Below are 508 nucleotides of genomic sequence, written 5' to 3'. Positions count from 1 at the left end.
ACTCAACACGACTACCACGTGTTGGTTCTAGTTTTTCAAACGTATGCTCCAGATTACGTTTCAGTTTATCGATCGCACCATGAATCGATAGATCCACATTTTTCGCTTTATGGCTCACTGCAATTGGTTTTAAGCCTGATGGACGTACTTCAATCATACAACGGATATCGTCGTCGCCACCTTTGTCGCCGTTTTCATCACTCAAATGAACCGAGAAGTGAGTAATACGTTCTGAATGACGTTGAAATTCTCTAGAAAGTTCTGCACGAACATAATCAATTAAACGTTCACTACTTTGGATGTGTTTATCTGTGCGGATTTCAATATTCATAATCCCATCCTCTTTATATCTGTATTTCTATATAACAATCTATGCAAAACTTAGTTGGCACGTTTCGAGCATGCTTTAATTTGGTGCTGTTGTACATCTGCATTGTGTAATGGGTTGTTATCTCCTTTTATCCATTTGTGAGATGTTGTTTTTGGGTTTTTGAAGATCTTCTATATC

General features: G+C 37.8%; 1 protein-coding gene. It reads right to left on the bottom strand.

Translation table 11 applies throughout. The features are described from left to right. Nucleotides 1-331: HPF/RaiA family ribosome-associated protein (locus F947_RS00250; RefSeq protein WP_004969037.1), on the bottom strand; the 331-nt coding region annotated here is incomplete at its 3' end. Nucleotides 332-508: the final 177 nt, after the last annotated feature.

The organism is Acinetobacter towneri DSM 14962 = CIP 107472 (genome assembly GCF_000368785.1).
Classification (GTDB): Bacteria; Pseudomonadota; Gammaproteobacteria; order Pseudomonadales; family Moraxellaceae; genus Acinetobacter; species Acinetobacter towneri.
Note: the sequence above shows the minus strand (reverse complement) of the source record. Positions and strands in the feature narration are given on the sequence as shown.